Raw genomic sequence first — 24,963 nt, 5'->3', positions numbered from 1 at the left:
GCAACATAATAATTTGTCATTTTATTGACAGCAGGTTGTTTTGTTTATGTAGTTAAAAGTTTTAAGTTTGTTTAAACTTAATTATGATGAATACGTATAATAATCCCGTTCTGGAGCAGCTGCCGAAGCATTTGCAAAGGTACGTGGTGGAGCATACTTACGACCGTTACAGTGCATTGGACCAAGCAATTTGGCGTTATGTGATGCGCCAGAACTACGCATATTTGAAGGACATTGCATACTATCCTTATATACCTGGTTTGACAAAAGCTGGATTGACCATTGAACGGGTTCCAAACTTGCAATCCATGAATGACAGTTTGCAGAAGATTGGTTGGGGTGCAGTGACGGTTGATGGATTTATTCCACCGGCAGCATTTATGGAGTTTCAAGCTCATTGTGTTCTGGTTATTGCCGCGGATATCCGTCAGATTGAACATATAACTTATACTCCAGCACCTGATATTATCCATGAATCATCCGGTCATGCTCCAATCATTGGGGAGCCCGAATATGCTGCATATTTACAATATTTTGGAGAGGTAGGTTCGAAGGCCATGAGCTCTGCTAAAGATTTTGAGCTTTATGAAGCAATCAGGGCCTTGTCTATCGTAAAAGAAAAAGAAGATGCAAGCGAAGAGGAGATAAAAATAGCAACTGATCATTTCAATGATATTTCCACAAATATGGGAGAACCTTCTGAGATGGCTCTGTTAAGCAGGTTACATTGGTGGACGGTAGAATATGGGTTAATAGGTACTGTTGAAGACCATAAGATCTATGGTGCAGGGTTATTGTCATCGATCGGTGAAAGTGCTACCTGTATGCAAGCAGATGTCAAAAAGTTGGATTATAATTTAGATACTCTTCAATATTCTTATGATATCACCAAACCACAGCCACAATTATTTGTAACGCCAGATTTTAAACATGCTTACAAAGTTTTGGATGAATTTGCTGAGCAAATGGCGTTTAGAAAAGGAGGACGAGAAGGTTTGGAGAAGGCTATTGACAGCAAGAATGTATGCACAGTAGAACTTAGTTCTGGACTTCAAATTTCTGGGATCTTTACTTCATTTTTCATGGATGAAGGATTGATTGCCATCAAAACAAACAGCCCAACTGCCTTAGCATACCAAAATAAGCAGCTTTCTGGCCATGGTAAGAATTATCATAAGGATGGGTTTAGCTCACCTGTAGGAGAGCTGTTGGGAAAAAGGAAACCATTGGAGGAATGTAAAATAGAAGATTTGAAGGAAATGGGTATCGAAATTGGAAATCCTTCGACGTTATATTTTCGATCTGGCATAATGGTTACTGGACAAGTAAAGGCATTTGAGTTCAATGAATTGGGTCATGTTTTGATCATCAGTTTTGAGGATTGTACAGTTTTGCATGAGCCTACATCTGAGGTGATTTTTCAACCAGAATGGGGCATATTTGATATGGCTGTAGGGAGTTCCGTCAAGTCGGTTTTTGCTGGTGCTGCAGACAAATTTGCATTTGAACCTGAAATATCGATTTCGGAGGTCAAAACTGAAAAGCAGATTTGGTCTGAGGAGCAGAAGGAGCTTCACCAGATTTATCAAGAAATTCGTGACTTGCGGGAGCTTGGACATTCAGACCGAACGATAGCACAACTAGCTGATAACCTTGATCGCAAATTTTCCCAAGATTGGCTGGCGACGGTCGAATTATTTGAACTTGCATTTAAGGATGATGATTCAGAAATGCAGATTTTACTGGAACAGCGGTTAAAAGAAAAGGCCAGGAAAAATCCTGACCTTAACAAATTAATTTCTGATGGTATCTTTCTTGCGAAGACCCAACCCATCAATTTGGAATTAGTTTACCAATAATACTTGCCAAGCTTCGTCTACCATTCCATCATCTAGGAATTTTGCGGCGTACCTTTGCAGTTTCGTTATTGAGTTGGACCTGGTCTCCTGACCACATGGAAAGAAGGCTGACGATATGTTCATCATTTTTTGTTGATTCATCCAATTCTGGCAAAACTTCAATATTGGCCAACAATCCTAATTGGTTGCCAGTTAGGATGGATGAATTACGGATATGTTCTGGAAGTTGATCTACTCCAATTCCTAATTTTCTGAGAGGTTTTGGGACTTCAAATAAGTTGTCTTTCGTAACTCTGCAATACCAATTTCCACCCAATCGAGCTACTAAATCCAGGGCAGCTTGGTCAATGTTATCGTTATCATCCAGGTATTGGCCTTGGACGTGCATACATACTACTTCTGCCAGGACCAAGTTACCTGTTCCACCGCCTTCTTGGATAGTGATGATGTCTCGTACTTTACACTCCAACTGTACTGGAGATTCAGCGACACGTGGTGGTTTAATGAATTTAGATGGAATTGCGGTCAAGCCAGATTTGGCAAATTCGTCGACTTCTTTTGGATAGTCTGTACTTGCTAACGAAGTCTGTTGGACAATATCATAATTTACGATATTGATAACTACTTCATCGACTTCTCTGATATTTGCGAGGGTATGTTTGTCCTGTCCATCTCTCATTCTTGTCAGGGGAGAAAATACGCATACTGGCGGATTTGTGGACATAAAATTGAAATAGCTGAAGGGACTAAGGTTCACATGGCCATCCTTATCGATCGTGGATGCGAAACAGATTGGTCTTGGAGCTATGGCATATTTAATCATGCTATCGAATAGCGATCCATGAGTTTTTTGGTCAAATGTTTTCGTTTCGTTGAACTGCATATATAAGTTTATAAAATGATTTATTGTTCAGATTCTTCTTCAAGGAAGACTTTGTTTTCTAATGTTCCCAATCCCGTCACTTCCATTTTGATAACATCATTTGGTTGTAACCATTGTTCTTGGTGGTTTGGGTCTTTTCTTTTAGCGGTTCCGTTTAACTCCAATAAGCAACCAGTACCCACTGTACCTGATCCGATTATATCACCTGGATATAAAGTTACTCCATAGGATGCTCTTTCTATAATCTCTGCAAATGTCCAATGCATGCTGGCTAGTGTGCCTTCAGAAAGCAATTCGTCATTTACCCAACATCTCATTTTTAGATCGTAGGTATTGCCGATATGGCCATCGACTGTTTTAGTTTTATATTTTTCCAGTTCATCGAATGTGACGAGATAGGGGCCGAACATACTTGCGAAATCTTTTCCCTTGGCCGGGCCAAGGTTTAGTTTCATTTCCTGCATTTGTAGATTTCGAGCACTAAGGTCGTTTAGGATCATTATTCCTGCGATATAATTGTCAGCGTCTATTGCTTTTATGTTTCGACCTTTTTTATTTATTACGATGGCAACTTCGAGTTCAAAATCCATTTTATCGAAATGATCCGGCATGCAATAGACAGGTCCCGGGCCTTGGATAGCTTGGTGGTTTGAGAAGTAAAATACGGGGAATTGATCAAATTCAGGTATCATTTCGAGGCCGCGGTTGAGGCGTGAGGTTTCGACATGTTGTCTGAAAGCATAGGCATCTCTGAAAGATGTTGGGTTTGGAAGAGGGGCAGCCAATCTTATTTCAGAGAAATTCAACCCTTCATTTTGATAGCCTTCGATTTTTTGGAAATTCTCCAATTCATCTTGGGTAATTTTTAAGCCTTGCTTTCCAAGTTGCATGAGTTCTAATGTTGAATTGGGGATTTTATTGGAGATCATATGGCTTGGAAAGACTTTGTCTTCTAAAACGAAACCGAGCTGTTCCTTGCCATTTTCAAAGTATGTTACAATTTTCATAATGAATTTTTGAAAGCTTTGCTTTAAAATTTACAATGGTTATAATATTATGGATATAAGAAATTAAATATCATAATACCATATTTATTTTCTGTAAATCCCTGTAAATATAGAATTATAAAGTTTATCTTTGAAATAATTGATACCCAATATGAACTTAACCAACATGAATCAGAAGAACCTTCCGAAAGGTTTGATGCCTTATATCAAGGCATTGATTGCTGATGTTGTTTTTGCACAATACTAATTTTCCAATTTCATTTTTTTAAGAATTGATATATGGCTTTGGCTATGTAACTCAATTATTATTCAATCATTTTTTATAAACTTTTAATTATGCCACTTTATCATCAATTGGGAAAAATCCCTCAAAAACGACACACCGTTTTCAGAAAGGACGATGGTGAGCTTTATTCAGAAGAACTTGTCTCCACCCACGGGTTTTCGAGCGTATATTCCTTGGTATACCACTGTTATCCACCGACGATTGTAAAAGAAATCAAGGATCCTTATGATGTTTCGCCCAAAGTAGCTAGGGAAAAACATCTGAAGCACACAAGTCTAAAAGGATTCCAGGTGAAGCCAAAAGCCGATTATTTAGAAAGTCGTACTCCTGTTCTGGTCAACTCCGACCTTCATATCTCTTTGGCAGCGCCACAGGATTCCATGAGCGATTATTTTTACAAGAACAGTCAAGCTGATGAAGTTATTTTTATTCATGAAGGAACAGGTACTTTGAGGACTGGATATGGAGAGATAAAATTCAGCTATGGCGATTACCTGGTTATCCCTAGAGGTGTAATCTATCAAATAGATTTTGATACGGATAAAAATAGATTATTCATTGTAGAATCCTTTGAACCGATCCGTACTCCCAAGAGATATCGAAATGAATTTGGACAATTGATGGAGCATTCTCCATTCTGTGAGCGCGATATCAGAAAGCCACAAAACCTGAAAACATACGACGAAAAAGGTGATTTTGAGGTTAAGATCAAAAAACAAGGATTGATATATCCATATATTTATGGAACTCATCCATTTGATTTTGTAGGATGGGATGGTTATCATTATCCTTGGGCATTTTCAATTCATGATTTTATGCCGATTACAGGGATGCTGCATCAGCCACCTCCCGTTCATCAAACCTTTGAAACCAATTCATTTGTCCTTTGCAGTTTTTTGTCCAAGGATGTATGATTACCATCCTCAATCTATTCCCGCTCCCTATAATCATAGCAATGTTGATTCCGATGAGGTTCTTTATTATGTAGATGGAGATTTCATGAGCCAGGAAATCTGTAGAGAAAGGACAGATTACCTTGCACCCGGAGGTATTCCGCACGGTCCTCACCCTGGTACGGTTGAGAAAAGTATAGGACCAGACCAGAACGGAGGAACTCGCAGTGATGATTGATCCTTTCAGACCTCTGATGTTAACAGAGGAAGCTGTAGAAATAGAGGATGAGGATTATTATAAATCATGGTTAGACTTAAAATAAACATTAAATATTATGACACAAACATTTGCAGAGAAGATTGCTAAGGCACAGGATTTTTTGCCTATCAATGGAACTGATTATATAGAATTTACGTAGGCAATGCGAAGCAAGCGGCTCAATTTTTATAAGACTGCTTTTGTTTTCAATCGGAGGCTTATGCTGGTCCTGAGACTGGAATTAGGGATCGTGCTTCTTATGTTTTGAGGCAGAACAAAATCAGGATTATTCTGACTACGGCATTAAAATCTGACAGCGCGATTTCAGAGCATGTTAAGAAACATGGCGATGGAGTGAAGGTGCTTGCCTTATGGGTTGATGATGCTGAAAAATCATTGCATGAAACGGTGAAGCGAGGTGCCAAAGTGTACCAAGACCTAGAGGTAAAACAAAGATGAGCATGGTGAAGTACGCACTGCTGGAATCTATACTTACGGGGAGACAGTGCACATGTTTGTAGAACGCAAGAACTACAAAGGGCCATTTATGCCAGGATATATAAAATGGGAGAGTGATTATCAACCAGAGGAAACGGGTCTTTTATATGTTGACCACTGTGTTGGAAATGTAGGTTGGGACAGGATGAATGAAACTGTTCAATGGTATCAGGATGTATTGGGGTTTGTGAATATATTGTCTTTTGATGATAAGCAGATCAATACAGAATATTCTGCCTTGATGAGTAAGGTGATGAGTAATGGTAATGGTTATGTTAAATTTCCAATCAATGAGCCTGCAGAAGGAAAGAAAAAGTCACAGATAGAGGAGTATTTGGAGTTTTATGAAGGGGAGGGAGTTCAACATGCGGCATTGGCCACCAATGATATCTTGAGTACAGTAAAAGCTTTGAAGGCACGTGGTGTTGAGTTTTTGGGTGCTCCACCTGAGGCATATTATGATATGTTGCCAGAACGTGTCGGTGAGATCGATGAGGAGATCAAAGCCATTCAGGAACTGGGGATTTTGGTTGATAGGGATGAAGAGGGTTATTTGCTTCAGATTTTCACGAAGCCCGTTGAGGACCGTCCAACCTTATTCTTTGAGATTATTCAGCGCAAGGGTGCTCAGAGTTTTGGAGCTGGTAATTTCAAGGCCTTATTTGAAGCGATTGAAAGAGAGCAAGAAAAGAGGGGTAATTATAATATTTCCAGATGAACCTATTGATAATGAAAGAATTATTGCAAGAATTTGAGCAAAAACAACCGGAGATTGTTTTTGAATGGAAGGATACGGAGACAGATGCTGAAGGTTGGGTTGTTATCAACTCATTGCGTGGGGAGCTGCCGGTGGTGGTACGCGGATGCGTTCAGGTCTGGACCGTAATGAAGTGAGTCGTTGGCAAAGACGATGGAAGTAAAATTCACCGTTTCAGGTCCTTCAATCGGCGGTGCAAAATCGGGAATTAATTTTGACCCTGCCGACCCCAGAAAGCATGGTGTTTGCAACGTTGGTTTAAAGTAGTGACTCCATTGTTGAAGAATTATTACGGAACGGGTGGTGATCTTAACGTAGATGAAATCTATGATGTAATCCCTTTGACTGAGCAGTTTGGTTTATGGCACCCTCCAAGAAGGTGTTTTGAATGGTCATTTTGATATTCGTGAGAATGGCAGGATTCATCAAATTGGTCAATTGAGATATGGAGTTTCCAAAGTTTTGGAGGACTCTCATTATAGCCCAGACCTTAAGCGTAAGTTTAAGGTTGCTGATATGATCACAGGATATGGTGTTGCTGAGTCAGTAAAAACATTTTTATAATTTATTTGGCGGTAGGATCTCTGAAAAACGTGCCATAATACAAGGTTGGGGTAATGTGGCTGCATCGGCTGCATTTTATCTGAGTAAGATGGGTGTTCAGATTGTGGGGATAATCGACAGGGTTGGAGGATTGCTGAATCCTGATGGATTTACGGAGGATGAGATTCGCGATTTGTTTTTGGGTCGAAAGGGAAATTCTTTATTTTCTGATTCCATGTTGAGTTTTGAGGAGATTAATTCTAGGATTTGGGAAATGGGAGCTGAGATATTTATCCCTGCGGCAGCATCGAGGTTGGTATCAAAGGAGCAGATTCAGCTGATGGTTGAAAATGGACTGGAAGTGATTGCTTCAGGTGCCAATGTTCCTTTTGCTGATAGGGAGATTTTCTATGGTCCAGTGATGGAATACGCAGATCAGCACGTTGCGGTTATTCCAGATTTTGTGGCCAATTGTGGAATGGCTCGGGTATTTGCATACTTGATGCAACCTAATATTGAAATCAGTGATGATTCATTGTTCCAAGATGTTTCAGAAGTGATCTTAAAGGCTTTGAAAAACATCCATGAATATATGCCAGAAACCAAAACACATATATCGTCCAGAGCTTATGAATTGGCTTTGAGACAATTGCTTTAGGCAATAAAAAAGCATGGTGAATAGACTTTCACCATGCTTTTGTTTTGTATGTCATTAAATTAGACTTCTTCTCTTCGGGTACGGATATATTCTTCTACAATTGGAAGATCTGCATTTGCCCAATCAAAGCGGAACAATTCAGTTCTATCAACCCATAACACTTGTTCATGTTCGTTTGCATTAATTTCACCACCAATTATGGTGCAAACAAATGGATAAAGGGTCAGTGAGAAATCCGGGTAGTGGTATTCTACCTTTGTGAGTTCTTCAACGATTTCAATATTTAGATTGATTTCTTCCAACACCTCTCTCAGCAAGCATTCTTGCAGGGTTTCACCATCTTCCAATTTTCCTCCCGGGAACTCCCATTTTAAGGGGAGTTTCATATCAGCAGATCTTTGACAAATCAATAACTGTTGATCTTTTTCAATTAAGGCACAGGCAACATGTATCATCAAAGTAAATATACTAATTTGAGTGAATAATAATGTACTTATGGTAACGAGTTAAAGTCTATTTGTGGCGCTTGGCTTATATTATCGAAATTAAATTTCGTTCCAGGGGTAACCAACTCACTGAAGAAACCACCATTTTTCAGGAAATAACCGTTATTGTTTTTACCTCCAATGGCGTCAATTCTTTGTTTTGACCTGTACGTATTATCTACTGTGAATTTTGCTTCTGATACTTTTTCCCAATTTCCTGAAGTTGTTCTAACCCATTGGTTTTTATAGTCTGCAGTTCTCGCTAAGTGTCCTTGATTTGGGTTAAAGTTCTCTAGGAAACTATGGAAATTTGTGAGGTATTTATCTGTTTTAGGTCTTTTAAAACTTGCGATCAGTCTCCATTGCCCTTGTTCTGGAGCATAAAACCATGCGGTATAATCTGTTTTTCCAGTTCCATCAGGTTCACCTTTTAAAAGGAATTTATAGGTTGTGCCTGCTTGCCAATTGTACCTTAGAAAACTCTGACCACCAGAACCTTCATTGCCAAATTCTCCGGTTTGAACTTCTGGACCTTTTTTGTTCAGTATAATTTTATGGTCATCCGGAATTGAATTTGGATCATCAGTTTGATATGGACTCCAAACAGAGAACAAAATTCGTCTTTCTGTATCTGAGTTTACTTGAAAACCAAAATACCCTTCACCGAATCCATTCGCCATAAAATAGGAACCATGAGGATCTGATCCCTGAGGGACTTCAATCTCTGAATAGTAAAAGCTCACTTTTTCGGTGGTTGGAACGGTATAAGTGAGATGACAAGAAGGTCCTCTTCTTGCCCAATAATAGAATTCAGGATCATTGCTATAAGTTACTCCATTACTAACCGCATCACCTGTAATGGTATAGCTTGTTACATCTGCGAAATAGGCACCAGATTTTTTGATTCCTTGGAGGTCAATCTTAACATAGCCTGTATCCACTGTAAAATCACCAATTGGATATTCATTTATTTCAGAGTTTTTAAGATCAAGCGTCTTACTATTACCATTGACAGTAACTTTTACTTGGCTTGAATTCCCGTCAGGTAACACTTTAGCATTTAATCCAAGTTTTATAGTTCCAGCGTTATTCACCCGTATGTATGAACTGATCACTGTGTTTTCATTTGACCAGTTTGCTAGTCCATTATTGTTGATTTGGTCGGAAGATCCTGATTCTTTCGAGGTTAAGAATGCATTGCCTGCCAAAGGTAAGGTATAAGTGCTGTCATTGCTTTTATTTTTGGCGGCTGTATAGGTTTGTTTAGAGCATGCTAAGGTCAGCAAAACAAACAGCGTTAAAGGTAAATAAAATGAATATGTCAATTTTTTCATTTGGTTATATTATAGATTCCTTGAAGATATATAAGGTTTGTTTGAATAAAAAATTTTGAATGCAATCAAAACGATTGACTAAAATTCTAATTCAGGGTTTTGTGCTTAGCGCTATTAGTGATTTATTTATAATTACATTATAAAATTTTAACTTATTGTAAATAATAGAAGTTTAGATTTACTCTAATTGTTGCGATAGTATTTTAATTTTTATGTTAAAAGTCCTGATCAGAAATCTGAGGAGATTTAAGCCTTTACGTTATTGGAAGGAATCATTAGGTATCTTAATTATTTTATTGGTTTTTGTTTTTTTTCGGGACCAGCGGAAAGAGATTGAGCAAATAATCCCATTGATGGAGCAGTGTAATATTCCATGGCTATTTATTGGGGTATTATTGACTGTTGCATTTGTGTTTATACAGGCTTATATGTATATCGCAAGTTTTCGAGCGATGAATCTTCGGATAAGTTTGAGAATTGCTTTGGATTTATTTTTGAAAAGAAATTTTCTGAGTGTTTTTTTGCCTGCCGGCGGCATTTCATCATTGGCCTATAGTACTTCCCAATTGAGGCGAATGAACCTAAACAAGACTCAGATTCATCAAGCCAGTATCTTATATGGATATGTTGCGATGTTTTCAGTTTTTCTCATTGCAGTTCCTATCCTTATTTATACGAGTTGGAAGAGTGACCAATTTGATAATTTATTGGGTCCATTATTGATTTTAGGATTGATATTGGGATTATCATTCTATATAATTTATTGTTTCAGATATAAGACTCGATTATATTATTGGTTTGAGAAAAGGTTTCCAAAGGCTATCGGTCAATTTTCAAATCTATTTTCAAGTCAGGTTAACAAGCGACATTTGCTGTTAGCATTGTTTTACAGTACGGTAGTTGAGTTCTGTGGTGTTTTCCATATTTTGATTGCGATGTATGCCCTTGGCTTGCCGATGTCTTTTGAGGCAGCATTAATGGGATATATCATTTCCACCTTATTGATGATTGTTTCCCCGTTTTTAAGGGGTTTGGGAGCGGTGGAGCTGTCGATGTTTTTGATTTTTAAAAAGTTCGGTTATAGCCATGAGGCTGGTTTAGGGATCACTCTACTTTATCGAGTTTTTGAGTTTTGGTTACCATTGGTATTTGGCTTGTTTGCTTTCAGTTTAAAAGGGGCACAACTGATTACCAGAATTGGACCCGCAATAATGATTTTCTTACTTGGATTGGTCAATATTATTTCAGTTATCACCCCGCCATTGGCGAATCGTTTTCATCTGGAGCGATTTTATTTTCCAGCAGAAGCTCTCTCCATTTCAAAGTTATTGGTATTGATCATTGGTGCGGGCCTTTTGGTGAGTTCAACATATCTGTTTCGGGGCTTTAGAGCCGCTTATTGGTTTGCCTGTATCTTTTGCACGATTTCCATATTAGGACATTTAATCAAGGGATTCGATTATGAGGAATCAATTATTTCTGCAATTACATTGGGGTTTTTAATCTTTAACCGCGAAGAATATAGAGTTCAGACCAATAAGTTTTGGTTGAGAATAGGTGTGTTTACATTTTTGTTTTCATTTATTGGGGTATTGCTATTTGAAACTGTTAGTTTCTATATTATCGACAAAAGGCATTTTGGGATTGATTTCACTTGGAAGGAGTCATTCAGTGTTGCCTTAAAGGAGTTTCTTCTTTTTTCTAATGATGAATTGCAGCCACAAACGCAGTTTGGTAAGGAGTTTTTGCAGATTAGCAATGTTTTGGGATTAATCTGTTGGATTTTATTCTTCTATACGATCTTAGTTCCTAAGAAGTATACTCCGATTAACAATGGTCAGGATGAGTTGGCCATGGCGAAGACATTGTTGGATAAATTTGGTAATTCTTCTATGGACTATTTTAAGATTTCAAAGGAGAAGGAGCTTTATTTTTCCAGGAATTCATTAGGGTTTGTTTCCTACCGGGTAGCCAATAAATATGCTGTCGTATTGGATGAACCGGTTTGTCATTGGACAGATAAGGAAGAAATTATCAAAGAGTTTGAGTGTTATTGCCTTAAGAAGGGGATGAAGAGTATTTATTTTCGAGTTTCTGAAGATAGTTTACTGAATTTTCAAGGGTTAAAGAAAAAGAAATTGTTGATCGGGCAGGAAGGCGTGTTGGATGTTCAGCAATTTAACCTTTCTGGGAAATCGAGAAAGTCTTTGCGTAATGGTCTCAATTATTTGGATAAGAATGGTTATAAATCTGTAATTCATTACGGTCCCCAAACCAAGGAATTCTTAGTTAAACTCAAGTCTGTTTCTGATGAATGGTTACTGGAAAACAATCGTAAAGAGGTAGTTTTTTCACAAGGCCAGTTTGATATATCTGCCCTAAGGTCTTTGGATATTATCACGATTGAAGATGCTGCGGGACAGATTGTTGCTTTTCTGAACGTAATTCCTGACTATGCGATGGACGAATGTACTTACGATTTATTTCGGAAAGTCTCGAATGCACCTGGATCATGTATGGATGGCTTAATTGTCAAATTGATTGAATATGCTAAAATCCATGATTATAGGTTCATTAATCTCGGTATGGTGCCGTTGATGGGACTCGATAGACCAGATAATCCGGCAGAGCATATCATGAATTTCGTGTCGACAAAAATCCCAAAATACCGTAAGTACCAGAATCAAAGAGATTTTAAAGACAAGTATTCTAATAAATGGGAAAAGAGATTTCTGTTGTTTGATCATGATTTTGATTTAATTCAATTACCCGTGGTGATGAAAAAAGTCATGAGTACCAAAAATTCCTAATTATGATTAATATAGATTATCTGTTAAAACACCTATATTTTATCGCAAAAAACTAACCTATTTATATAGCATTTGCCCTCATAATTGTTAAAAAAAATTATATTTACTTAAATGATTGAGTTAAGTTAAATGTTCATTTCATTAATTTAATTATTCAATCATATTCCTATGATTAACTAACTGATGGTCAGTGAATGAGAAAAGATATTTCGTTTAGGTATTGCATTGTTTTATTATTCTTATTACTTCAAGGCTTTGTTACAATTGGGCAAGACCAATTAGATAGTTTGAGTAAATATTCTCATGATGAACTTTTTGACCGTGCTTTTGAGACTCGTTCAACTTTATATTTGGAATATCTTGAAAATCAGAAATTAACCCAAGAGGAAAAGAAGCAATTATACCTTTGGTTTTATTACCTGACGGCAGCAAATGGAAAATTGGATATAACACTGAATTATCTACAAAAATTAGATTCCATTTCAGCTTTGACAAAAGATCCCAAAAAATCGATTTTACGCAAAATTGGGTTTAGCAGAGATCTACTACAAGAAATCGGATTATGAAAAAAGTAAACTAGCATTTGAGAGTGCTGAGCAATATATTAGGGATTTTCCAGAAGGTATAACACGAATCTTGGCATCAGCAGAATATTCATATTTCTACTATTTAAGCGGAAATTTTGATGTTTTCAATACAGAAATGGAAAATGCCATCAAGAGCTTGAACGCTCTCAAGTCTGACAAACTTGAAGAATATGATCGCAGGTATTTGGAGAATGCTAAGGCCACGATAGCTATTAATTTGGCTTGCGGATATATCATGAAGGAGGATTTTGATCAAGCTGCTGAAGAGTTGAAATTGGTTGATCAGATTTATGAGGAAAATTTCAAGGGAGATGTGAACACCAATTCTGTTCATACGATCTTGGTTAAGGGTAAATATCATTTTTTCAAAAAGGAGTTCGAGAAAGCCATTCCATTTTTTCAGGAAGTAATAAAAATCAATGAGAGCCAGGAATTCCAAGAAGATGCTTATATGTCTGAAGTTTTTCTTGGAATTATTTATTATCAATTAGGAGATTATAATTCCTCTTTATCCCATTTGGAAACTGCAATTAAGAGTCCAATGGTAGTTGCTGATTATGTAAAGTATGAGATGGAATCCTACCGATATGCTTATTTGGCCAGTAAGCAATTAAATGACACAGACAAATCATTGATGTATTCAGGTTTGTATATGGAACAGGATGAGCAACTCAATGATAACGAAAGATCAAATTTTATTAATTCATTCATCAATAATCTAGAAGTCGGAAAACTTCAAAAAGACCTTTCAGCAAAAAATAATACTAACTTTTTATTGAGATATATACTTTTTGGCTTGGCTGTATTGATTGCCGGGTTGGGGATTATCTTGTTTTATCAATTTAAAGAAAACAAGAAAAACAAGCAAAAAATTGCTGACTACCTGGATCAATTGAATTCAGACAAGAAAAAGAAAGAGGATAGTTCAAGTGCTAAGAAGGAGGCAATTGTTCAAGAAAACAATGCTATAGCACAAACTCAAGAAATGGATGAAAAGACCGTTCGCATTTTGGACAAGCTTGAGGAATTTGAAGAAGGGGATCTTTTCGTAGACAGTAAAATGAGTTTGGCTTATCTAGCGAGTTATTTAGGTACGAATACGATTACACTCTCAAAAATAATCAATACCTACAAGGAGATGAATTTCAATGATTACATTAATGGTTTGCGGATCCGTTATATCATTGAAAAAATCAAAAATGAACCGAAATTTGAACAGTACAAAATTTCCTATTTAGCGGAGGTCAGTGGATTCTCATCCCACAGTATCTTCAGTAAAGCATTCAAGAAAAGTACTGGTGTAACGCCTTCACAATTTTTGGATTATCTGAAAGATGAGCCTGTCGGACAGTAATTTATGTATTTCTATCTACCGCATTTATATAATTTGACAAAACCAACATTCTGATAGTTTCCATTTGAGTCCTACATTTGGGTAATACATTTTTTTGTTTTACTAAATCGTAAGAGATGTTCAAATCCTTGTTCAGAAAAAAAATAGAGATTCCAAGTCATGATGAGAATTGGCAGGTTTATTTTTCTCGAATCAATAATCAAAAAGCTTCGGTGATCGTAGATCTGAATGTGGCAGATATTGCTCCAGTAAAAGACCTTCCTTTTGTTTTTTATTTGATTGTTCCTTATGATTCTGCGGGGGAGGACGGTCTACCTACCATGGAGAGTTTTAAGCTCATCAATGAAGTTGAAGATAAGATTGCTGAACTAAAGGATAAATATACAAAGAACTTACTGCATGTTGCAACGATAAGTATGAATGCAGAAAGATTACAGATGTATTACTGCCATAGAATTTCTGACACTGAGGCGTTTTTACATCAGGTAGACATTGCATTCGGTGAACGCTTAACTTACCAGACCGATTATCGGGAAGACTTAAAATGGGATGATTTTTACGATCTAGCATATCCATTGCCTTTTCAGCTTGAAATGATCAAGAACAGAAGTGTCGTAAAAATGCTAATCGAGGCAGGGGATTCATTATCTCAAGCACGGCCGATCCACCATTATTTGAATTTTGTAGAGGAAAAAGATGTTGCTGACTTTTTGGAATTTGCAGAGAAGGAAGGGTTTGCAATACAATCCAAAGAAAAGGAACAGGACGGGTGGAAAGTGAGTATATCCCGGTCAGATTATATTTCCTATGAACATATAGATGATTTATGCTTACCCCTTTGGGAAAAAGCGGAAGCACATAACGGCCATTATGATGGATGGGAATCGCAAGTTATTTCAAATTAGAATTATTAATCACATTAAAATAATATTACAATGTTTATAAGTGTCCAAAGAGTAGAGGAGGCTTCGTTTTCGGCAGACCATCTTCAGAATCCAGTTAATCCCAATAATTTAATGGTTTTAGGTTTTTACAGGAATTATATGGGTACTGCATTCACCCAAAGTTACAATAAGAAAGCTGCGCCAATTTATTGGGATACCGTAACAGGGAAGACAATTTCAAGGAGGAAATGGACGGCAGAAATGAAATCTTATGCTGAAAAGTGTGCTACAGAAGTACCTCCTGCTCCATTTAAGTTTAAATTAACTGTAGTTGGTTATATTTTTATGGTTGCTATTATAGCTTTTTTCGCATATTTAACTTATGATTCTCTTAAACCACCTGCAAATCCTTCTGCTATTGGTCCGACCGTATTAATGGAGAAAATGATGGCAGGAGATATTTATTATGGAAGATTTATAGAAATGGATACTGATTCAAGATTTTCGAAAAGGGCAGGATTCGGATGGTTCAAAGTCACAGATGCGGGCGACGAAATAGTGTCAATTTCGTTGAATAAAGAAATGAGTACTGCACACAAGCCTTCAGCTGAAATGAATAGCACAGATTTTGAATCTGAAACCATTCCTATGAAAATTAAAAGTCAAGAACCTTATCAGATTGACTTGGTTTCAGAAGATGGAACTATTGAAATGAGTTTCTCGGAAAAGAAGATAAATCATGGCTCCTAAAAAGGAATTATCTGCAAAGCGTGTAATAAAAATTGTTTTAACCTGTATTGTGGTTGGTTTTTTCTTGTTTGTGTTTTTCCTATTTCAAACTTGCAAGACTAAATCAACCAACATCGGAAATAAAGATCCATTCAAAGACTTGTTAGGGAAAGAGCTGGTTTTGAAACGGCCAGTGCGATTATTTATGGAGAAATATCCTACAAGGAAGTCGTTTCCTTATGTCATGGCAGATACGAATCTTTATAGTTGGCAAAGCTATACTTCCGCATTACAAGCAACAGAACCTGAGATTAAGTTAAGCGATTCCATCCAGGAGAATTCAAAGGTTGTTTTTGAAAAGGCTACACAGTATACTAATGGGGTATCAGGTTTTTCGAGGTCCAAATTGTTCGGAACATTAACCAGCACAGAAGGCAAGACATATAATGTAGAGATGCAGTGGGGAGAATTGAATTCTAATCTTCCTTGGAAGGGGTCGGATAAGGCTTATCGATTTGAATTGGCCCCTTGGCAGACAGAAAGAGATACGGCTTCGTATTATTTGCCAACAGCACAATGGTGGTAATCATACCTTATGTCGTATGTCTTACGTCTTACGTCTTATGTCTTATGTCTACTGTCTACTGTCTACTGTCTAAAGAATGTCCTCAAAATCCATTTTCCCAAAAATCAGCTTAAACCAAAAGGTATAATTTTCTGGGTTTTCTTGCAGGTTTTTCTTAAGGTCATCCAGGCTGATGGATTTAATATCTTGAATTTCTTCAGGGTTTAGGTTGAAGTTGCTTTGGGAGTATTTTCCGATGAATATATGGTCATACTCATTTTCCCATAGGCCATTTTCGAGTTTCTCTTCGTAACTAATCTGGAACACTTCATGAATGTCCACATGTATTCCCATTTCTTCAAAGGTCCTTCTTTTTGCAGCATTTATGGTAGTTTCATTAGGTCTAGGGTGTCCACAGCATGCGTTTGTCCACAAGCCAGGGCTATGGTATTTTGAATCAGCTCTTTGCTGTAATATCATGTTGTTATTCTCATCAAATAGAAATACCGAAAATGCTCTATGTTTTTTATTGAGTACATGCGCTTCTTGTTTTTCCATTTCACCGATTTCTTGATCATTCTGATCAACCAATATCACAAATTCTTCTGGAGCCATATTATAGATTTGGGTTAATTTCTAAGATATAGATTATGGGCTATTAAACCTAAGTTCTATTGGATATCTTCAATAAATTGATTTATCCATGACTCTTTTGTTGCCCAAGAAGTAACTAATCTTATAACCACATTTTGTTCATCTAGTTTTTGCCATATATAGAATTCATATTTTTCCGTTAGTTTTTCTGCTAAACTTAGGGGAATTATCGGAAATATTTGGTTACTGGCAGGTTCAGTTGCAAAAGAATAACCATTCTTCTTGAATGCGCTTGCTAATTTGGCCGCCATAACATTGGCATGCGTTCCTAGCTCATAAAAAAGATTATCCTTGAACCAATGCTAGGAATTGAGCCCCTAATACGCGGCCTTTAGCCATCAATGCTCCCTTTTGTTTCAAGTAATAATCGAACCCCTGAGAAAGCTTATGGTCTTGAAAAACAATAGCTTCGCCTAATAAGGCTCCATTTTTGGTGCCACCAATATAGAATACATCTGCGAGGCTTGCAATATCTTTGAGGGTTAAATCATTTGCAGAAGAGGTTAGGGCAGTTCCCAATCTTGCACCATCGATAAAAAGTAGCAATTTATTTGATTTGCAGCAATTTGAGATTTCCATGAGTTCTGCTTTGCTGTAGATGCTGCCCAATTCTGTACATTGTGAAATGTAAACCATAGCTGGTTTTACCATATGATTGTCGGTAATGTGCATCCACAATGGCTTGGATCCCTTCAATATTTATTTTGCCTTCGCGATTTGGAATCAGGTTTATTTTATGTCCTGAATTTTCAATTGCTCCTGTTTCATGGACTTCAATATGTCCAGTGTCTGCTGCAATAACAGATTCATATGGTTTCAAAAGGTGACTGATAACAAGAAGGTTTGCTTGAGTTCCACCTGAAACAAAGAATATCTGAGAATCTGCGTTGCCGGTTTCTTTGATGATATATTCCTTTGCTTGTTTGCAGATGCTATCTGCTCCATATCCTGGCTCTTGAACTAGATTTGTTTGGATTAGGGTTTTCGAGGATTTTAGGGTGTGCGCCTTCGCTATAGTCGTTTTTAAAGCTGATTTTAGATTCCATGCGTAAATATAATTGTTTTCGCAACATCAACCCTATTAAACAAAAAAGAGGACAATTTAATCATAAACTGCCCTCTGGTTGTTGTATAAATATAGTTCAATTATTTTCCAAACATACCGGCTAAGCTATCTAAGATGCTGCCTTTAGTATTTTTGTCGTTCTTTTGGTCGAAGAATTGTCCAACTAGATCACCAAGACCACCAGAGATATTCGGTTGTGAAGAATTTGTAGGAGCTTGGTCATTTGATTGAGATCCACCTCCCAATACACTGCCAATTAGGTCTCCAATTCCACCACCCGAAGAGCCTGCATTCGAGGATCCACCACCTAAGATATTTCCTAGTAAGTCGCCTAAACCGCCTCCAGATCCTGACTCTCCTTGAGATTGTTTTTGCTTGTTTAAATAAGCCATTACCAATGGAGCCAATAGCGCAAGGATTCCGCCAATTTTACCTACACTGATTCCTGATTTTTCAGATAGAGATTCCTTTACATTGTCCGTGTTTTACCAAAGATATTGTTCACCATTTGATCCTCATCTTCTGTTGGACCTTGGTTAAACAGTCCAGCTAGGTTTTCCAAGATTCCACCAGAACCTTTGGTGTCAATAGCTTGTTGAATGCCTTGAGCCCTTTCAGGACTTTTTTGTGCATTATAATTTAATGCAGACATCATTAATGGAATTGCGGCAGAAACTACCCACTGAGTTTGGTTTTTATCAATCCCCAATTTTTCTGATATACCTTCAGTAGCTTGCGATCCGATGCTGCCTGAAATTAAGTCACTAATGTTCATTTTGTAGAATGTTTTAGTTTATAAATGTTATTTTTAGAACTCAAATATATTGCCAAAATTTTCTGTATGAATAAATTATGTTTAAACATTTTTATAGTTGTAGCGTTGTTGCTCGCAGGATGTAAAAGTGGAGATAAAACCAATGAAAAGATTAGTGTTGAGGAAATTAAGTTGGACGAAAATTTATCTAAGATTATTTCTCGATGCCGACTCATTGTATCGAAGTGGAGTATCCAAATAAACTGGGCCAAGTATTAGGTTCGGATGCTGACCTGAAAAGTCCAAAGAGTTTAAGGCCAGTTTTTTATGGCTGTTTTGACTGGCATTCCTCCGTACATGGTTACTGGTCGATCGTAAAATTGATGAAGCAGTTTCCAAGTCTAGACAATGCCGGAAAGGTAAGAGCGGCATTGAATCAGCATATTACGCCAGAGAATGTTGCTGTGGAATTAGCCTTTTTCAATGATAAAAATAATTTGAGCTTTGAAAGGACCTATGGTTGGGCTTGGTTGTTTAAATTACAGGAAGAATTGTCTACTTGGGAGGATGTGGATGCCAAAAGATGGAAAGCCTCACTTCAACCATTGGTAGACCTGTTGGTTACTCGCTATAAAGAATATCTTCCAAAGTTGGTCTACCCGATCCGTGCAGGACAGCATGATAATTCAGCTTTTAGTCTTTCTTTATCCTTGGATTATGCCAATACAGTAGGCGATGATACTTTTAAACAAGCATTAAAGGAAAATTCTATTCGATTGTTCAAGGACGACAAGAATTGTGATCTAGCTTATGAACCCAGCGGTTACGACTTTTTATCACCTTGTTTGGAAGAAGCATATTTGATGAGCAAAGTCTTGGATAAATCAGAATACATTACATGGTTGAAAGCTTTTATGCCTGATTTGTTCAATGATGAATTTAAATTAGAACCTGCACTCGTGAAAGATAGGAGTGATGGTAAGTTGGTCCACTTGGATGGGTTAAACTATAGTAGAGCGGCTTGTCTTTTTGGGATTTCGAAAATGGACCCTGCATTGGAGCACCTGAAAAAGATGCTGTTGAACATTTCAATTTCTCGATTGGCAATTTAAGTGCAAAAGATGATTATATGGGAAGTCATTGGCTTGGGACTTTCGCTTTGTATGCTTTAGGTAGATATGAGATGTGAGATATGAGATGTGAGATGTGAGACAGTAGACGTAAGACAAAAGACAGTAGACGTAAGACAAAAGACAGTAGACGTAAGACAAAAGACAAAAGACATAATACTATATGCTTAAGACTATTGAGCCTTAGACTGCTAAGACGAAGACAATAGACAATAGGCTATAGACATTTACGGCGTCATACCATTTCTAATGTCTAATGTCTATTGTCTAATGTCTATTTCTACCTATTCCGGAATAAGTCTATTTTCTGATAATTTGACTGGTACTCGTTGTATTTGAGTAAATCCGTCTTCGGTGCTGATTATTGCGGAGAGATCAATTCCTCGTTTAGATAAGGTGCTCAACAAAGCAGTTCTGAAAGCTGTTTTATTTTTTCCCCAGTTTGATCTAACTAAGTCATTGTTTAGAATTACCAATTCATTGGTGCTGTAGTGGTGGAATTGTTCCACTAGGTGTTGTTGTAAGGGTTTTGTGTTGGACATACAATTAATGTTTAAAGGGTTTAACCATAATTGCATTCAGAGAAGTCTATTTTAAGACCTTGCAATATTCTTTTATTTTGGCTTGCCGCCCGTATCGATTTACCACCGCGGTGTCTTTCACTCGGTTGGTATTGCTCGTGCAATTCTGAATACTCTACAAACTTAGTAGATTATATTTTAATATGCAAGTGAAAATAAAATTTTATAATTCTTTTCTTAAACGTGCTACCGGGATGTTCATTGCTTCACGGTATTTAGCAACAGTACGCCTCGCGATCGAATAACCTTTTTCCTTCAGGATTTCGGTTAATTTCTCATCTGCCAAAGGTTTTCTCTTGTCTTCGTTAGCAATACACTCCTCTAGAATCTTTTTCACTTCTTTGTTAGAAACTTCCTCGCCAGATTCTGTTTGAATAGCTTCTGAGAAGAATGATTTTAATAAGAAAGTTCCGAATTCTGTTTGCACGTATTTGGAGTTGGCAACGCGGGATACAGTTGAAATATCCATTTCGATCTTGTCGGCTATATCCTTTAAAATCATTGGTTTAAGCATTCTGTCGTCGCCAGTTAGGAAGTAGTCATATTGATATTCCATGATAGCATTCATGGTTTTCAAAAGAGTCTGTTGTCTTTGTTTGATGGCATCGATAAACCATTTTGCGGAATCAAGTTTCTGTTTAACAAACTGAACTGCTTCACGCATTTTTTTGTCGTTTTTTTCCGCTTTTTCGTAATGCTCAAACATTTCTTGATAAGACCTTGAAACTCTTAGTTCAGGGGCGTTTCTGCCATTTAAGGTCAAGTGCAGGATACCATCATTATTGGAGATATGGAAGTCAGGGATAATCTGCAATTGTTTTCCTGCAGCTGCACCTGAATCACCTGGCTTAGGATTCAACTTAAGAATTTCATTGACGATTTCTTTCAGCTCCTCAGAGTTTACACCTAATTGCTTTTCGATTTTATCGTAATGTTTCTTCGTGAATTCATCGAGGTAATTTTCCACGACCATCATCGCTTGTTGGATAATCGGGTTGGTGAGATCTTTCTTTCTTAACTGGATTGCCAAGCATTCCTGAAGATTCCTTGCTCCAATGCCGGCAGGGTCAAATGATTGAACAATCTTGAGTATGTCTTCGACATCTTCTTCTTCAACAATTACATTTTGTGAAAACGCAAGGTCGTCAATCAAAGATAGGATAGGTCTCCTTAGGTAACCATCGTCATCAAGAGATCCGATTATTTGTTGACCAACTATATAATCTTTATCAGATAGTGCTAGTAGATCAAGTTGGTTTTGTAGATTTTCGTAGAAAGAATCTTGTACAGCGATAGGGATTTCTTTTTTTCCGTCTTCATCATCATGGTCATATCCACCGCCATAGTCTTTGTAGTCATCTTCTTGGATATATTCATCAACACTGAATTCATCTTCATAGCTGTTTTCTTCCATGTTGAAGTCATCATCCGGATCTTTATCGGGATATTCTTCCACGGGGTCGTTCATGTTAGTCAAACTACCGTCCTCCAGCGCAGGGTTTTCTTCCAATTCTTCTTTGATGCGGGCGTCCAATGAAACTGTTGGCACCTGTAGCAATTTGATGAATTGAATTTGTTGCGGTGAAAGTTTTTGTAATAGTTTTTGCTGTAAAGTTTGTTTTAACATGTCCCCAATAATAAATCACGTAAAAATAGGTAAATATATTTAATAAGGTAAAGTTTATGGTAACAAAAACTGTTTTAGGTACAGTTTTTGCTATTATAATTGTCGGATAAACAGCCTAGTTAAAAACCAAAAAACTCATTTGTTAAAATTCGTTAATTTTCTCGTAAAGCTTCCTTTTTAGGCGAATTGATGTAATTTTTTCCAAAGTTTTGTTCATATTTACCGTATGTTTAAACGTGTTCGGAACAAATTTTTGCGCATCGCACTGATTGTTATTTACTTTGTTATTTTATTTACGTGCGCAGTTCAAATTAACTTTCTAGGCTTGTTCGGTTCTTCACCGACAAAAAAAGAAATTTTGTTACCCGAACTAAATGTTTCTTCTGAACTATATACTGCAGATTCTGTATTGATCGCTAGATATTACAAACAGGATCGGGACCCAGTTCCATTTGACAGTATTTCTCCCAATATTATTAATGCTTTGATTGCAACCGAGGATGTACGTTTTATGAAGCATCATGGAGTTGATTTCTTGGGTTTGTTTGGTGGTATTTTTTCAACCTTAAGTGGAAGTGACCGTGGTGCCAGTACTATAACTCAGCAACTTGCAAAAAATCTATATAGAACAAGATATCAAGATTCACAAGGTTTATTAGGTAAGATCCCTGGGATAGGTTTGATCGTCACAAAATATAAAGAGTGGATGACTGCTTTTAAATTGGAAAGCAAATATAGCAAGGAAGAAATATTAACGATGTACCTTAATACAGTTTCCTTTAGTAACAATGCTTACGGCATCAAATCGGCATCCGTTCGTTATTTTGACAAATATCCGAGTGATATAACTGTCAATGAAGCCGCTGTTTTAGTGGGTATGCTGAAAGGTACTACCTTATACAATCCAATCAGAAACCCTAAAAATGCTTTGCAGCGAAGAAATGTTGTTTTGGGCCAAATGGCAAAAGAAGGTTATTTGAAACAAGAGGAAGTAACAAAATTGAGCAAGGATTCCCTAGGACTTGATTTGAATAATCAAGAAGTGCGAAATTCCAATGATTCATATTTAAGGAATGCTGTAGAAAAATGGTTGGAGGACTGGGCAAAAGAAAATGAGGTTGATATTTATACCAGCGGATTGAAAATATATACTACGATTGATTCAAGAATGCAAAAAATTGCTGAGGACGTGGTAGCTGTTAAAATGAAGGAACTTCAGCAAAGACTAGATAATGTTTGGGGTAATGATTTGCCTTGGAGAGACAAAGAAGGGAATGTAGTGCCAAACTTTTTGGAAGATCACGCCAAGAAATTACCGATCTATGCCTCTTTAATGGAAAAATATAAAGATGAGGCCAAGGTTTTTGAGGAGCTGAATAAGAAGAAGGACATGGAAGTCTTTACGTGGGATGGAATGGAAAAGGTAAATTATTCTACCATGGATTCCTTGAAACATTACTTGACCATGTTGAATACAGGCATGATGGCTATGGATCCTTACAATGGAGAAATCAAGGTTTGGATTGGCGGGATCAACCACAACTATTACAAATTTGATCACGTGAATCAAGCGAAGCGCCAAGCAGGTTCAACATTTAAACCATTTGCCTATGCTGCTGCATTGGAATCAGGTATGACCCCATGTGATAAATTTGAGGATAAACCGGTTAAGATTGAATTCATCAACAACAAGGGTGAGCACGAAATATGGGAGCCTAAAAATGCGGATTGGTCATTTTCTCACAGTGAGCTGTCGCTAAGACATGCCATGGCTCGTTCATTGAATACTGTTACCGCTCAAATAACTGAGAAGGTTGGTTGGGATAAAGTTGTAGAAATGGCTCATTTATGTGGTATTGACAGTAAGTTGGAATCAGTTCCTTCAGTAGGATTGGGTTCAAATGATGTTTCGGTCTTTGAGATGGTACGTGGGTACAGTACATTTATGAATGAAGGTAAGCGAACTGAACCGGTTTTGGTTTCTAGGATTGAGGATAAAGACGGCAAAGTAATTGCTGAATTCAAGACCTCGACTAAGCAAGCTATTACAGCAGAGAATGCCTGGTTGATGGGATATATGTTGAGGGGTACTATTGAAGAATCAGGAGGTACTTCACAAGCGTTGTGGGAATGGGATCTGTTTAAGGAAGAAAACCAAATTGGTGGTAAAACTGGTACATCTTCAGATTATGTTGATGGTTGGTATATGGGTGTTACCAAAGATTTAGTTGCTGGAGTTTGGGTTGGTTGTGATGAACAGAGTATTCATTTTAAAAGTTCTGCTACCGGAGAGGGTTCGAAAACTGCATTACCTATTTATGCGTTATTTATGGAAGAACTCTATAAGCATCCTGAGCTTGGTGTTACATTGGGTAAATTTCCGGAGGCAAAGGTGGAGGTCGCTAAGAAATATAACTGTCCAGGGCCAAGAATCCGTGTTCGTCAGGATAGTAGTACCGATGAAGGTTTAAATCCAGATGCTGAGATGCCTAATATTGTTTTACCAGATTTATTAAACCGAGAAGAATCTAATCAACAACAAGAGGAACAAGAGGAAACGAATTAACCCTTTTAATTGAATTGATTTTATTATTTTTATTGACTAATAATTAGTTATGAGATTTAACCGTCACTCTTTGCAAGAATATTTAGTTTAAGCCTTGTATTTACCATTTTTTGGACCTGTTTCCGAATCAATCGGAGGCGCAGTATTTTGGTCAGAATAAAATGAGGTACAAGAAATTGGACTTTAAGGTGTAT

The 24,963-nt window shown here is 37.3% G+C and carries 27 protein-coding genes, 2 pseudogenes and 1 riboswitch; of the genes and pseudogenes, 17 read left to right on the top strand and 12 right to left on the bottom strand.

From position 1 onward, the window contains the following. The first annotated feature begins 83 nt into the window (after positions 1-83). Positions 84-1,859 carry an aromatic amino acid hydroxylase gene (locus tag FGL31_RS15945; RefSeq protein WP_317131030.1) on the top strand — a complete coding sequence of 592 codons (1,776 nt, stop codon included), beginning with the start codon at positions 84-86 and terminating at the stop codon, positions 1,857-1,859. A gap of 28 nt (positions 1,860-1,887) precedes the next feature. On the opposite strand, the gene FGL31_RS15940 is transcribed toward FGL31_RS15945, so the two are convergent. Next, on the bottom strand, positions 1,888-2,742 hold the full coding sequence (locus FGL31_RS15940; protein ID WP_232046830.1) for a flavin reductase family protein: 855 nt from the start codon (positions 2,740-2,742) through the stop codon (positions 1,888-1,890). A gap of 20 nt (positions 2,743-2,762) precedes the next feature. Continuing rightward, positions 2,763-3,749, bottom strand: a complete 987-nt coding sequence (locus FGL31_RS15935; RefSeq protein ID WP_138092869.1) for a fumarylacetoacetate hydrolase family protein — start codon at positions 3,747-3,749, stop codon at positions 2,763-2,765. Between the two features lie 336 nt (positions 3,750-4,085). Between FGL31_RS15935 and FGL31_RS15930 the strand changes: the two genes are divergently transcribed. The 8 genes from FGL31_RS15930 to FGL31_RS26055 all read left to right on the top strand — a co-directional run bounded on the left by FGL31_RS15930 (position 4,086) and on the right by FGL31_RS26055 (position 7,643). Beyond that, positions 4,086-4,949 carry a homogentisate 1,2-dioxygenase gene (locus tag FGL31_RS15930; protein WP_232046829.1) on the top strand — a complete coding sequence of 288 codons (864 nt, stop codon included), beginning with the start codon at positions 4,086-4,088 and terminating at the stop codon, positions 4,947-4,949. Beyond that, positions 4,942-5,166 carry a hypothetical protein gene (locus tag FGL31_RS26085; protein ID WP_232046828.1) on the top strand — a complete coding sequence of 75 codons (225 nt, stop codon included), beginning with the start codon at positions 4,942-4,944 and terminating at the stop codon, positions 5,164-5,166. Before FGL31_RS15930 ends, FGL31_RS26085 begins: the two co-directional genes overlap by 8 nt. A gap of 285 nt (positions 5,167-5,451) precedes the next feature. Next, a complete protein-coding gene (locus FGL31_RS26080; protein ID WP_232046827.1) occupies positions 5,452-5,646 on the top strand; it encodes a VOC family protein in 195 nt (64 codons plus the stop codon). A 52-nt stretch (positions 5,647-5,698) separates the two neighbouring features. Beyond that, positions 5,699-6,403 carry a 4-hydroxyphenylpyruvate dioxygenase gene (gene hppD / locus FGL31_RS26075; RefSeq protein WP_232046826.1) on the top strand — a complete coding sequence of 235 codons (705 nt, stop codon included), beginning with the start codon at positions 5,699-5,701 and terminating at the stop codon, positions 6,401-6,403. Further along, entirely contained in the window at positions 6,400-6,579 is a 180-nt protein-coding gene (locus FGL31_RS26070; RefSeq protein WP_232046825.1) for a hypothetical protein, read from the top strand. The genes hppD and FGL31_RS26070 overlap by 4 nt, the downstream gene beginning before the upstream one ends. A gap of 108 nt (positions 6,580-6,687) precedes the next feature. After that, complete coding sequence (locus FGL31_RS26065; protein ID WP_232046824.1) at positions 6,688-6,843, top strand: hypothetical protein; 156 nt, start codon at positions 6,688-6,690, stop codon at positions 6,841-6,843. Then, a complete protein-coding gene (locus tag FGL31_RS26060; RefSeq protein ID WP_232046823.1) occupies positions 6,827-7,006 on the top strand; it encodes a hypothetical protein in 180 nt (59 codons plus the stop codon). Before FGL31_RS26065 ends, FGL31_RS26060 begins: the two co-directional genes overlap by 17 nt. Positions 7,007-7,061: 55 nt before the next feature. After that, positions 7,062-7,643, top strand: a complete 582-nt coding sequence (locus tag FGL31_RS26055) for a hypothetical protein (protein ID WP_232046822.1) — start codon at positions 7,062-7,064, stop codon at positions 7,641-7,643. 59 nt (positions 7,644-7,702) lie between these two features. Here the strand turns inward: FGL31_RS26055 and FGL31_RS15915 are convergent, their stop codons facing one another. Next, positions 7,703-8,098: a (deoxy)nucleoside triphosphate pyrophosphohydrolase gene (locus tag FGL31_RS15915; protein ID WP_138094778.1), complete on the bottom strand. Its 396-nt coding sequence runs from the start codon at positions 8,096-8,098 to the stop codon at positions 7,703-7,705. 38 nt (positions 8,099-8,136) lie between these two features. After that, positions 8,137-9,462, bottom strand: coding sequence for a DUF3472 domain-containing protein (locus FGL31_RS15910; RefSeq protein WP_138092867.1), 1,326 nt, complete (start codon positions 9,460-9,462; stop codon positions 8,137-8,139). Between the two features lie 212 nt (positions 9,463-9,674). On the opposite strand from FGL31_RS15910, the gene FGL31_RS15905 reads away from it, so the two are divergent. The 6 genes from FGL31_RS15905 (at position 9,675) to FGL31_RS15880 (ending at position 16,412) form a co-directional block, all read left to right on the top strand. Further along, positions 9,675-12,272: a phosphatidylglycerol lysyltransferase domain-containing protein gene (locus FGL31_RS15905; protein WP_138092865.1), complete on the top strand. Its 2,598-nt coding sequence runs from the start codon at positions 9,675-9,677 to the stop codon at positions 12,270-12,272. Positions 12,273-12,466: 194 nt separating this feature from the next. Beyond that, positions 12,467-12,838: a hypothetical protein gene (locus FGL31_RS15900; protein ID WP_138092863.1), complete on the top strand. Its 372-nt coding sequence runs from the start codon at positions 12,467-12,469 to the stop codon at positions 12,836-12,838. Continuing rightward, entirely contained in the window at positions 12,798-14,213 is a 1,416-nt protein-coding gene (locus FGL31_RS15895; RefSeq protein ID WP_138092861.1) for a helix-turn-helix domain-containing protein, read from the top strand. The genes FGL31_RS15900 and FGL31_RS15895 overlap by 41 nt, the downstream gene beginning before the upstream one ends. A 116-nt stretch (positions 14,214-14,329) precedes the next feature. After that, positions 14,330-15,118 carry a DUF695 domain-containing protein gene (locus FGL31_RS15890; protein WP_138092859.1) on the top strand — a complete coding sequence of 263 codons (789 nt, stop codon included), beginning with the start codon at positions 14,330-14,332 and terminating at the stop codon, positions 15,116-15,118. Between the two features lie 30 nt (positions 15,119-15,148). Next, positions 15,149-15,847 (top strand): hypothetical protein, encoded by a 699-nt coding sequence (locus tag FGL31_RS15885; protein WP_138092857.1) that lies wholly within the window; start codon positions 15,149-15,151, stop codon positions 15,845-15,847. Then, positions 15,837-16,412: a hypothetical protein gene (locus tag FGL31_RS15880; protein ID WP_138092855.1), complete on the top strand. Its 576-nt coding sequence runs from the start codon at positions 15,837-15,839 to the stop codon at positions 16,410-16,412. The genes FGL31_RS15885 and FGL31_RS15880 overlap by 11 nt, the downstream gene beginning before the upstream one ends. A 69-nt stretch (positions 16,413-16,481) precedes the next feature. Here FGL31_RS15880 and idi read toward each other — a convergent pair whose 3' ends face one another. From idi to FGL31_RS15860, 6 genes and pseudogenes are all read right to left on the bottom strand, one after another. Next, a complete protein-coding gene (gene idi, locus FGL31_RS15875; protein ID WP_138092853.1) occupies positions 16,482-17,006 on the bottom strand; it encodes an isopentenyl-diphosphate Delta-isomerase in 525 nt (174 codons plus the stop codon). A 56-nt stretch (positions 17,007-17,062) separates the two neighbouring features. Then, a complete protein-coding gene (locus FGL31_RS26050; protein WP_232046821.1) occupies positions 17,063-17,296 on the bottom strand; it encodes a hypothetical protein in 234 nt (77 codons plus the stop codon). Positions 17,297-17,330: 34 nt separating this feature from the next. Beyond that, the gene (locus tag FGL31_RS28175; RefSeq protein WP_262709257.1) at positions 17,331-17,681 is read right to left on the bottom strand and encodes a beta-eliminating lyase-related protein; all 351 of its coding nucleotides are present in this window, start codon (positions 17,679-17,681) and stop codon (positions 17,331-17,333) included. Further along, positions 17,593-17,949 (bottom strand): beta-eliminating lyase-related protein, encoded by a 357-nt coding sequence (locus FGL31_RS28170; protein ID WP_262709256.1) that lies wholly within the window; start codon positions 17,947-17,949, stop codon positions 17,593-17,595. Before FGL31_RS28170 ends, FGL31_RS28175 begins: the two co-directional genes overlap by 89 nt. A gap of 242 nt (positions 17,950-18,191) precedes the next feature. Then, positions 18,192-18,518: a YidB family protein gene (locus FGL31_RS15865; protein ID WP_138092851.1), complete on the bottom strand. Its 327-nt coding sequence runs from the start codon at positions 18,516-18,518 to the stop codon at positions 18,192-18,194. Positions 18,519-18,542: 24 nt separating this feature from the next. Then, a pseudogene (locus FGL31_RS15860) lies at positions 18,543-18,886 on the bottom strand (DUF937 domain-containing protein); the annotation flags it as partial. A 203-nt stretch (positions 18,887-19,089) separates the two neighbouring features. Here FGL31_RS15860 and FGL31_RS15855 point away from each other — a divergent pair. Next, positions 19,090-20,054 (top strand): annotated as a pseudogene (locus FGL31_RS15855) (DUF2891 domain-containing protein). 225 nt (positions 20,055-20,279) lie between these two features. On the opposite strand, the gene FGL31_RS15850 reads toward FGL31_RS15855, so the two are convergent. Both FGL31_RS15850 and rpoN read right to left on the bottom strand, forming a co-directional pair. After that, positions 20,280-20,537 carry a 5-oxoprolinase gene (locus FGL31_RS15850; RefSeq protein WP_138092847.1) on the bottom strand — a complete coding sequence of 86 codons (258 nt, stop codon included), beginning with the start codon at positions 20,535-20,537 and terminating at the stop codon, positions 20,280-20,282. Between the two features lie 63 nt (positions 20,538-20,600). After that, positions 20,601-20,695, bottom strand: a riboswitch (SAM-I-IV-variant riboswitch). A gap of 44 nt (positions 20,696-20,739) precedes the next feature. After that, positions 20,740-22,203 (bottom strand): RNA polymerase factor sigma-54, encoded by a 1,464-nt coding sequence (gene rpoN, locus FGL31_RS15845; RefSeq protein WP_138092845.1) that lies wholly within the window; start codon positions 22,201-22,203, stop codon positions 20,740-20,742. A gap of 226 nt (positions 22,204-22,429) precedes the next feature. On the opposite strand from rpoN, the gene FGL31_RS15840 reads away from it, so the two are divergent. Continuing rightward, on the top strand, positions 22,430-24,769 hold the full coding sequence (locus tag FGL31_RS15840; protein ID WP_138092843.1) for a transglycosylase domain-containing protein: 2,340 nt from the start codon (positions 22,430-22,432) through the stop codon (positions 24,767-24,769). Positions 24,770-24,963 lie beyond the last annotated feature (194 nt).

Origin of the sequence: Sphingobacterium daejeonense (assembly GCF_901472535.1) — a bacterium.
Lineage (GTDB): Bacteria > Bacteroidota > Bacteroidia > Sphingobacteriales > Sphingobacteriaceae > Sphingobacterium > Sphingobacterium daejeonense.
Note: the sequence above shows the minus strand (reverse complement) of the source record. Positions and strands in the feature narration are given on the sequence as shown.

Bases quoted from the DNA above. Each gene is read 5' to 3' on its own strand.
- FGL31_RS15945 (WP_317131030.1), top strand. From the start codon at position 84: ATGATGAATACGTATAATAATCCCGTTCTGGAGCAGCTGCCGAAGCAT.
- FGL31_RS15940 (WP_232046830.1), bottom strand. From the start codon at position 2,742: ATGCAGTTCAACGAAACGAAAACATTTGACCAAAAAACTCATGGATCG.
- FGL31_RS15935 (WP_138092869.1), bottom strand. From the start codon at position 3,749: ATGAAAATTGTAACATACTTTGAAAATGGCAAGGAACAGCTCGGTTTC.
- FGL31_RS15930 (WP_232046829.1), top strand. From the start codon at position 4,086: ATGCCACTTTATCATCAATTGGGAAAAATCCCTCAAAAACGACACACC.
- FGL31_RS26085 (WP_232046828.1), top strand. From the start codon at position 4,942: ATGTATGATTACCATCCTCAATCTATTCCCGCTCCCTATAATCATAGC.
- hppD (WP_232046826.1), top strand. From the start codon at position 5,699: ATGTTTGTAGAACGCAAGAACTACAAAGGGCCATTTATGCCAGGATAT.
- FGL31_RS26070 (WP_232046825.1), top strand. From the start codon at position 6,400: ATGAACCTATTGATAATGAAAGAATTATTGCAAGAATTTGAGCAAAAA.
- FGL31_RS15915 (WP_138094778.1), bottom strand. From the start codon at position 8,098: ATGATACATGTTGCCTGTGCCTTAATTGAAAAAGATCAACAGTTATTG.
- FGL31_RS15910 (WP_138092867.1), bottom strand. From the start codon at position 9,462: ATGAAAAAATTGACATATTCATTTTATTTACCTTTAACGCTGTTTGTT.
- FGL31_RS15905 (WP_138092865.1), top strand. From the start codon at position 9,675: ATGTTAAAAGTCCTGATCAGAAATCTGAGGAGATTTAAGCCTTTACGT.
- FGL31_RS15900 (WP_138092863.1), top strand. From the start codon at position 12,467: ATGAGAAAAGATATTTCGTTTAGGTATTGCATTGTTTTATTATTCTTA.
- FGL31_RS15890 (WP_138092859.1), top strand. From the start codon at position 14,330: ATGTTCAAATCCTTGTTCAGAAAAAAAATAGAGATTCCAAGTCATGAT.
- FGL31_RS15885 (WP_138092857.1), top strand. From the start codon at position 15,149: ATGTTTATAAGTGTCCAAAGAGTAGAGGAGGCTTCGTTTTCGGCAGAC.
- FGL31_RS15880 (WP_138092855.1), top strand. From the start codon at position 15,837: ATGGCTCCTAAAAAGGAATTATCTGCAAAGCGTGTAATAAAAATTGTT.
- idi (WP_138092853.1), bottom strand. From the start codon at position 17,006: ATGGCTCCAGAAGAATTTGTGATATTGGTTGATCAGAATGATCAAGAA.
- FGL31_RS26050 (WP_232046821.1), bottom strand. From the start codon at position 17,296: ATGGCGGCCAAATTAGCAAGCGCATTCAAGAAGAATGGTTATTCTTTT.
- FGL31_RS28175 (WP_262709257.1), bottom strand. From the start codon at position 17,681: ATGGTTTACATTTCACAATGTACAGAATTGGGCAGCATCTACAGCAAA.
- FGL31_RS15850 (WP_138092847.1), bottom strand. From the start codon at position 20,537: ATGTCCAACACAAAACCCTTACAACAACACCTAGTGGAACAATTCCAC.
- rpoN (WP_138092845.1), bottom strand. From the start codon at position 22,203: ATGTTAAAACAAACTTTACAGCAAAAACTATTACAAAAACTTTCACCG.
- FGL31_RS15840 (WP_138092843.1), top strand. From the start codon at position 22,430: ATGTTTAAACGTGTTCGGAACAAATTTTTGCGCATCGCACTGATTGTT.